This is a genomic window from Sphingobium sp. (assembly GCF_035511395.1).
Classification (GTDB): Bacteria; Pseudomonadota; Alphaproteobacteria; order Sphingomonadales; family Sphingomonadaceae; genus Sphingobium.
The window spans coordinates 1-7,378 of record NZ_DATKFP010000153.1 but is presented as its reverse complement, the minus strand read 5'-3'; the positions used below and the strand labels follow the sequence as shown (position 1 = coordinate 7,378).

General features: G+C 63.7%; 7 protein-coding genes and 1 pseudogene. 6 read left to right on the top strand and 2 right to left on the bottom strand.

What is annotated here, in order from left to right:
• The 3 genes and pseudogenes from VMR39_RS09965 to VMR39_RS09955 form a co-directional block, all read left to right on the top strand.
• A pseudogene (locus VMR39_RS09965) lies at positions 1 to 419 on the top strand (DNA gyrase subunit B); the annotation flags it as partial.
• Between the two features lie 10 nt (positions 420 to 429).
• On the top strand, positions 430 to 993 hold the full coding sequence (locus VMR39_RS09960; protein ID WP_325415795.1) for a DNA-3-methyladenine glycosylase I: 564 nt from the start codon (positions 430 to 432) through the stop codon (positions 991 to 993).
• Positions 990 to 1,505: a COG3650 family protein gene (locus tag VMR39_RS09955; RefSeq protein WP_414712486.1), complete on the top strand. Its 516-nt coding sequence runs from the start codon at positions 990 to 992 to the stop codon at positions 1,503 to 1,505. The genes VMR39_RS09960 and VMR39_RS09955 overlap by 4 nt, the downstream gene beginning before the upstream one ends.
• A gap of 230 nt (positions 1,506 to 1,735) precedes the next feature.
• Here the strand turns inward: VMR39_RS09955 and VMR39_RS09950 are convergent, their stop codons facing one another.
• Positions 1,736 to 4,147: a ligase-associated DNA damage response DEXH box helicase gene (locus VMR39_RS09950; protein ID WP_325415794.1), complete on the bottom strand. Its 2,412-nt coding sequence runs from the start codon at positions 4,145 to 4,147 to the stop codon at positions 1,736 to 1,738.
• Between the two features lie 123 nt (positions 4,148 to 4,270).
• On the opposite strand from VMR39_RS09950, the gene VMR39_RS09945 reads away from it, so the two are divergent.
• From VMR39_RS09945 to VMR39_RS09935, 3 genes are all read left to right on the top strand, one after another.
• Positions 4,271 to 4,480, top strand: coding sequence for a hypothetical protein (locus tag VMR39_RS09945; protein WP_325415793.1), 210 nt, complete (start codon positions 4,271 to 4,273; stop codon positions 4,478 to 4,480).
• 146 nt (positions 4,481 to 4,626) lie between these two features.
• Complete coding sequence (locus VMR39_RS09940) at positions 4,627 to 5,952, top strand: cystathionine gamma-synthase family protein (RefSeq protein ID WP_325415792.1); 1,326 nt, start codon at positions 4,627 to 4,629, stop codon at positions 5,950 to 5,952.
• Positions 5,949 to 6,881: a 2-hydroxyacid dehydrogenase gene (locus tag VMR39_RS09935; RefSeq protein ID WP_325415791.1), complete on the top strand. Its 933-nt coding sequence runs from the start codon at positions 5,949 to 5,951 to the stop codon at positions 6,879 to 6,881. Before VMR39_RS09940 ends, VMR39_RS09935 begins: the two co-directional genes overlap by 4 nt.
• A 215-nt stretch (positions 6,882 to 7,096) precedes the next feature.
• Here the strand turns inward: VMR39_RS09935 and VMR39_RS09930 are convergent.
• On the bottom strand, positions 7,097 to 7,378 hold a 282-nt coding region (locus VMR39_RS09930; RefSeq protein WP_325415790.1), incomplete at its 5' end, for an HAD family hydrolase.

Sequence of the window (7,378 nt, the reverse complement as noted above, 5' to 3'; positions counted from 1 at the left end):
CGGCCGAAGCACGCAAGCTGCACAGTATCGCCAGCGAAGAATCGGCCAGCTACCAGAGTTCCGGCCGGTTGGTGACGGTCAAGGCCGCCGCTGCGGCCGAGGAAGCGGGCGCGGACGATCTGCCCGCCGCCCCGGCCAAGGGCACGGTGGTGACGTCCCCAAGCGAACTGCTCGACGCGATCCTGACCGCCGGGCGCAAGGGTCTGTCGATTCAGCGCTATAAAGGTCTGGGCGAAATGAATGCGGAACAGCTGTGGGAAACCACTTTGGATCCGGACAATCGCTCGATGCTGCGCGTCGAAGTGGAGCAGGCGGATATCGCCGACGAGATTTTCAGCCAGTTGATGGGTGACGTGGTCGAACATCGCCGGGACTTCATCCAGGACAATGCGCTGAACGTCGCCAATCTGGACGTCTGATCCATGACCGGTGGCGGAACAGACGCGGTGCGCCTGGGTGGGCGCGGACGCGCTCTACTGCGCCTATCATGACGAGGAATGGGGCGTCCCGGAGCGTGATTCGCGCATGCTCTGGGAAACGCTGATGCTGGAGGGATTTCAGGCAGGCCTCTCCTGGATCACCATCCTGCGCAAGCGCGAGGGTTTTCGCGTCGGTTTTGCTGGCTTCGATCCGGACAAAGTAGCAGCCTTCGGTCCTGACGATGTCGAGCGGCTGATAGGCGATCCCGGTATCGTGCGCGCGCGCGCCAAGATTGAGGCGACGATCCGCGGTGCGCAGATTTTCTGCGAGATGCGCGACCGGGGCGAGGATTTCGCTGCCTATGTCTGGGCCTTTGTCAACGACACCCCGATCACCAATGACGGCTTGCACTTCCCCGCCAGCACCGGCCTGTCGGAGGTCATCTCCAAAGACCTCAAGAAGCGTGGCTTCAAATTTGTCGGACCGACCATCGTCTATGCCTGGATGCAGGCGATCGGCATGGTGAACGACCATGCGGCATCCTGCTTCCGGCGGAGCGAGCTCCGCGCGTGAAGGTGGGGCTGGCTCTGCTGTCGCTGGCGCTGCTCGGCGCATGCGCTGGAGAAAAGGCGCCAGCGGCTGACAATCAATCCATGCCGGCGGCGAATGCTGTAATCGCGCCGATTGACAACGCCGTTGCCATCTCCGACGCCGAAATAGACAATCTCACCGCACCTGAAGACGCTCGGCCCAAGCCGTTGGTTTCACGTGAAACATCGCCGCGTCCCGCTCCGCCCGATTATCGCGCGATCGGAACCGAGCCCTTCTGGGCAGTGACGGTGCGCGGGTCGACGGCGACACTGGAGCGACCCGACAAGCCGTCAGTGCGCTACGCCGTCAGCCGCCATGACGATGCCAAGGCGATCCGCTATCTGGGCGAGGGCTTTGCACTGACCGCATCCGAAGGCCCGTGCAGCGACGGTATGAGCGACAGCATCTGGTCCGACCGGGTGCAATTATCGTTCGGCGAAGGCACCCTCAAGGGCTGTGGCGGCGAGCGCGATGACGGTGGCTATGAAAATTGAGGCCGGGTTCGCGCCATGACCCCGGACGATGCGCCGATAGCATCATGCGCACGAAACTAGGCACCTGCCTTAAAAAGGCGCGCTATCGTACCGAAGAGGACGCATGGCGGGTGATCCATCGCGCGGATATCCTGCTGCGCCCTTATCGCTGCGCTTTATGCCGTCAGTTTCACCTGACAAGCCGGACCAAAGGGATGCGGATACGGCGCCCCGAATAGGACAAACTCCGATCAGTCCGCACGCATCGCCTCCGCCACCAGTGCCTCGGCCTCCATCAGCAGTGCATCCTCTGCTGCCGTTTGCGCCACATGTTCGCGGCCGATCAGGATCAGGACGGGCACGGCGAGCGGGCTGACCCGGTCGAGGTCGATGTGCAGCATCGTCGTGGCGGCGCGGTCGATCAGGTCGCCCAGCCGCCCGACGTCCGTCATGCGCGCACGGGCATCGGCCCAGGCGGCTTTCAGCAACAAATGGTCGGGCTGATATTTGCGCAGCACGTCGTAGATGAGGTCCGTCGAGAAAGTCACCTGCCGCCCGGTCTTGCGCTTGCCGGGATGCTGCCGCTCGATCAGCCCGGAAATCACCGCTACGTCGCGGAAGGCACGCTTCAACAGGCTTGACTGTTCGACCCAGTCGACAAATTCATGGTCGAGAATGTCGGCAGAAAAGAGGCTTTGGGGATCGGTGACGGGCTTCATCCCATAGACCGCCAGTGCATAGTCGTTGGACACGAAACCCAGCGGCATCAGTCCCTGGCTTTCCATGCGCCGCGTCAGCAGCATCCCCAGCGACTGATGCGCGTTCCAGCCCTCGAAACTGTAGCAGACCAGATAGTGCCGCCCCTCGTGCGGGAAGGTTTCGACCATAAGCTGGCCGGGCTGCGGCAGAGCGGAGCGCAGCTTCTGCATTTCCAGCCATTCGCGCACATCCTGTGGAAAGCGATGCCATTCCCCCGGTTCGGCCAGAAACGAGCGCACCCGGTCGGCGAGACGCGTGGACATCGCCATGCGCGTGCCGCCCCAGCTGGGAATCCGCGCCTGTTTCGAGGTCGCGCGGACGACCAGATCGCTCGTGTCCATCCGCACGACCTCCAGCGCCATGCCGGAGAAGAAGAAACTATCGCCCGGCCGCAACGTGGCCGCAAATCCCTCCTCTACCGTGCCGAGCTTGCGGCCATTGGCGAAACGCACCGCGAGCGCAGGCTGATCGACGATGATGCCGGCGTTCAGGCGATGCTGCTGGATGAAGCGCGGATGGGATACGCGCCAAGTTCCGTCCGGCTCCTGCGTCAGGCGCTTGAATCGGTCATAGGCGCGCAAGGCGTAGCCGCCGCCCTCGATGAAATGCAGGACATTGTCGAACGCTTCCGTGCTCAGCGCGCTATAGGGCATGGCGGACCGCACCTCCTCCAACAGTTCCTCCGCGCGGAACGGCCCGGCGCAGGCGAGGCCCATGACATGCTGCGCCAGCACGTCGAGGCTACCGGGGCGGAAATCGTCGGCATCACGCTCCCCCGCCTCCACCGCGTCGAGGGCTGCGCGCGCTTCCAGATATTCGAAACGGTTTCCGGGGATGAGGATCGCTTCCGACGCCATGTCGAGCCGGTGATTGGCGCGGCCGATCCGCTGGAGCAGGCGCGAACTTCCCTTGGGCGCGCCCATCTGGATCACGCAGTCGACATTGCCCCAGTCGACGCCAAGGTCGAGGGAGGCGGTCGCCACCAGCGCGCGCAGCTTGCCTGCCGCCATCGCCGATTCGACCTTGCGCCGGGCCTCGATCGACAGGCTGCCGTGGTGGATGGCGATCGGCAGGTTGGCGTCATTGGCCGACCAGAGTTCCTGAAAGATCAGCTCGGCCAGCCCGCGCGTGTTGCAGAACACCAAAGTCGTCTGGCGCGACTCGATCTCCGCCATCACCTGTTTCGCGGCATATTTGCCCGAATGGCCGGACCATGGGACGCGTCCCTCCGGGATCAGGATCGCGACATGGGGGTCAGCCCCCTGCTCGCCCAGCACCGGCGTCACGGACTCGATATCGCCATCGGGTGCCAGCCAGGCGCGATAGGCGTCGATATCGGCGACCGTCGCGGACAGCGCCACGCGACGCAGGGCGGGATTGATCGCCTGCAACCGCGCCATGGAGAGGTTCAGCAGATCGCCCCGCTTCTGGGTCGCGAAGGCATGAACCTCATCGACGATCACGGTCTTTAGATCGGCGAACATCAGCGCGGCGTCGGGATAGCTGAGCAGCAGCGACAGCGATTCGGGTGTGGTAAGCAGGATCTGCGGCGGGCGGGCGCGCTGTCGCGCCTTGCGGTCCGATGGCGTATCGCCGGTACGCGTTTCGACCCGGATCGGCAGCCCCATCTCCTCGATCGGGGTCAACAAATTGCGGCGCACATCCACCGCCAGCGCTTTCAGAGGCGAGACATAAAGAGTGTGCAGCCCCTCCATCGGATCGCGAATCAGGTCCGCGAGAGTCGGCAGGAAGCCCGCCAGCGTCTTGCCTGCCCCGGTCGGCGCCACCAGCAGCGCATGGTTCCCCGCTTCCGCGGCCTCCAGCATCTCCATCTGGTGCCGTCGCGGCTTCCAGCTGCGCGCGGCGAACCATTTTTCGACGATGACAGGAAGGCGAGCCGGCATATCAACGATGTAGGTTGCCCTATCCGCCCTGTCACGGTCCGCCGTGCATGACATGGGGTTCGCGACATGGCACCGGTGGCGGGATCATGGTAAGAATAGCGAAAATGGAGAGGAGATCGGCGCATGACGGAAAATCATGACCCCCCCATCATTACGGGGACCATTCCAACAACCCTGTTCGACGCTTGGTGCGCGCCGTTCACCTTCTGGGCGAATTGGTGCAGCTTCTATGCAGAGGCGCTGCATACTGCCCAGCTTCAGCACCCTGGTAACAAGCTCCCCAACGACACGGCACCCGTCCATATCGAGGAGGAGGAAGGGCTGGTGGCCTGAATGTCGGTCGGATCAGTGTGCGGAATAATCATATAGCGGGAAGAAATATTCTTGCTCATTCCTCTGGCTCCCTCCCCCGCTCCTGCGTTACACTTCCGTCCAGGACAGCGGCGCTCAAGACGTCGCGTGCCAAGCAGGAGAATGACATGACCGGCGAAACCGAAGCCGACCTCACCGGCGTCGAACCGACGCGCAACCGCCGCCGTCCCAAGGCTCCGATCATGGAGATTGGCGGCCGCAAGCTGAAGCCTGCCACGCTGATGATGGGGCATGGCTATGATCCGACCCTCTCGGAAGGATCGCTGAAACCGCCCATCTTCCTGACCTCAACATTCGCCTTCGAAAGCGCGGCAGCCGGAAAACGCCATTTCGAAGGCGTAACCGGTATCCGTCCCGGCGGCGCGGAGGGCCTCGTCTATTCGCGCTTCAACGGCCCCAATCAGGAAATTTGCGAAGATCGCCTGTCGGTCTGGGAGGAGGCGGAGGATGCGCTGCTCTTTTCCAGCGGCATGTCGGCCATTGCCACGACCCTGCTGGCGCTGGTCCAGCCCGGCGACGTCATCGTCCACAGCGCACCGCTCTATGCCGCGACCGAATCGCTGATCGGCCGCATTCTCGGCAAGTTCGGCGTACAATGGCTCGATTTCCCGGCTGGCGCGACCGAAGAGGAGATTGGCGCGGTGATCGAGAAAGCCAAGGGGCTGGGTCGCGTCGCGCTGCTCTATCTGGAAAGCCCCGCCAATCCGACCAATGTGTTGGTCGATCTGGAAGCGGTTGTCGCGCGGCGCGACTCGCTGTTCGCGGGCGAAGCGCATGTCCCGCCGATCGCGATCGACAATACGTTTCTCGGCCCACTGTGGCACAAACCGATCGCGCATGGCGCCGACCTGGTCATCTACAGCCTCACCAAATATGCAGGCGGGCATAGCGATCTGGTTGCAGGCGGCGTGCTCGGTTCCAACGCCCTCATCAACGGCATCCGCCTGATGCGCAACACGATCGGCACTATCCTCGACCCGCACAGCGCCTGGATGCTGCTGCGGTCGCTCGAAACACTGGAACTGCGGATGAGCCGCGCGGGTGAGAATGCGGAGAAGGTCTGCACCTGGCTCAAGGACCAGCCGCAGGTGGAAAAGGTCGTTTATCTCGGTTTCCCGGAGACGGATCGACAGGCCGACATCTATCGCCGCCATTGCACCGGCGCGGGATCGACCTTCTCGCTCTATCTCAAGGGTGGCGAGGCGGAGGCCTTCGCCTTTCTTGACGCGCTGAAGATCGCCAAGCTGGCGGTCAGCCTGGGCGGCACCGAGACGCTGGCCAGCCATCCCGCCGCGATGACCCACCTTTCCGTCCCCGCCGAACGCAAGAGAGCATTGGCGATCGGCGATAATATGGTCCGCATATCCATCGGTTGCGAGGATGCGGACGATCTGATCGCCGACTTCGCACAGGCATTGCAGACGATCGGATGAGCGACGCGCGCCCGGTCGTCTTCATTGCCCAGCCGCACCTCGCCCCGCTGCTTGGGGTGCTGGCGGCAGACTATGAGGTCGTGCCGCTTTGGGAAGCCGCCGGGAGCGCACAACTCGACAGGGCGCAGGTGCTGGTGACGGCCGGGGAGTTCCGGCTCGATCCCGCGTTGATCGCGGCCATGCCCCGCCTCAGCCTCATCGCCTGCTTCACCGTGGGCTATGACGGAGTCGACCTTGACCTCGTCCGGTCGCGCGGCATTGCGGTCGCCCATGCCGGTAATGCCAATGCGGAGGATGTGGCCGATCATGCCATCGGCCTGATGCTCGCCCATCGCCGCTGGATCGTTGAAGGCGATCGGCAATTGCGCGCGGGCCTCTGGACGGCGAATGCCAAGACGCTGACCCGGTCGATGGGCGGCGCACGGCTGGGCATCGTCGGTATGGGCGCGATCGGTATCGCCGCAGCGGAACGGGCGCAGGCGATGAGGATGCGCATCTACTGGTGGGGTCCGCGCGACAAGCCCGCCCTCCCCTGGCCGCGCGCGGAAAGCCTGGCGACACTGGCGCGAGAGAGCGACATCCTGCTCGTCGCAGCGCGTGCCGACGAGGAAAATCGTGGCCTGATCTCCACAGGCATAATCGATGCGCTGGGTCCGGCCGGGCTGCTGGTCAATGTCGCGCGTGGGCAGTTGGTGGATGAAGCGGCATTGATCGGCGCGCTTAGGGCCGGACGGCTGGGCGGCGCGGCGCTCGACGTGTTCGATCCTGAACCGACCGATCCGTCACGCTGGACGGACGTGCCCAATGTCGTGCTGACGCCTCATACCGGTGGCGCGACCCAGGAAGCGGTCGGGCGGATGGTGCAGATGCTGCAAGCCAATCTCGCCGCCCATTTCGCGGACGAGCCTCTGCCGGCGCCAGTCGGCTAGAGCCTTTTCTAAGCAGATGGTAACATCTGCTGGCACGGAAGATACGGAAAACAAAAGAAATTTAGAGCATGATCCGCTTCAGCATGATCGGATCATGCTCTAAGCCCTTCACCAGCCTCCGTTTGCTTCGAGCGTGTCGAGAAGCGTTCCAGACGGTGCTGTCGTTTCTCGACTTCGCTCGAAAAGAACGGAGACGGGACGGGAAGCCCCTGCCCTCAGTTCCAGTCCACCCGTGTCCAGCCCCGCTCCGCCGCCAGCTTCGCCAGCGGCTTGTGCGGATTGGAAGCGAAGGGAATATCGGCGAATTCGAGCATCGGCGCGTCCGACACATGATCGGAATAGGCGCGGATATGCGCCTGGCTGCGGTCGATCGCCTCGGCGGCCATCCATGCCTTGATCATCCGCAGCTTGCCCGTGTCGTAGCAATTCTCGCCCGCGATCTTGGCGCGGACATAGCGCAGATCCTGCGACAGATGATCGGTCGCGATTACCGCGTC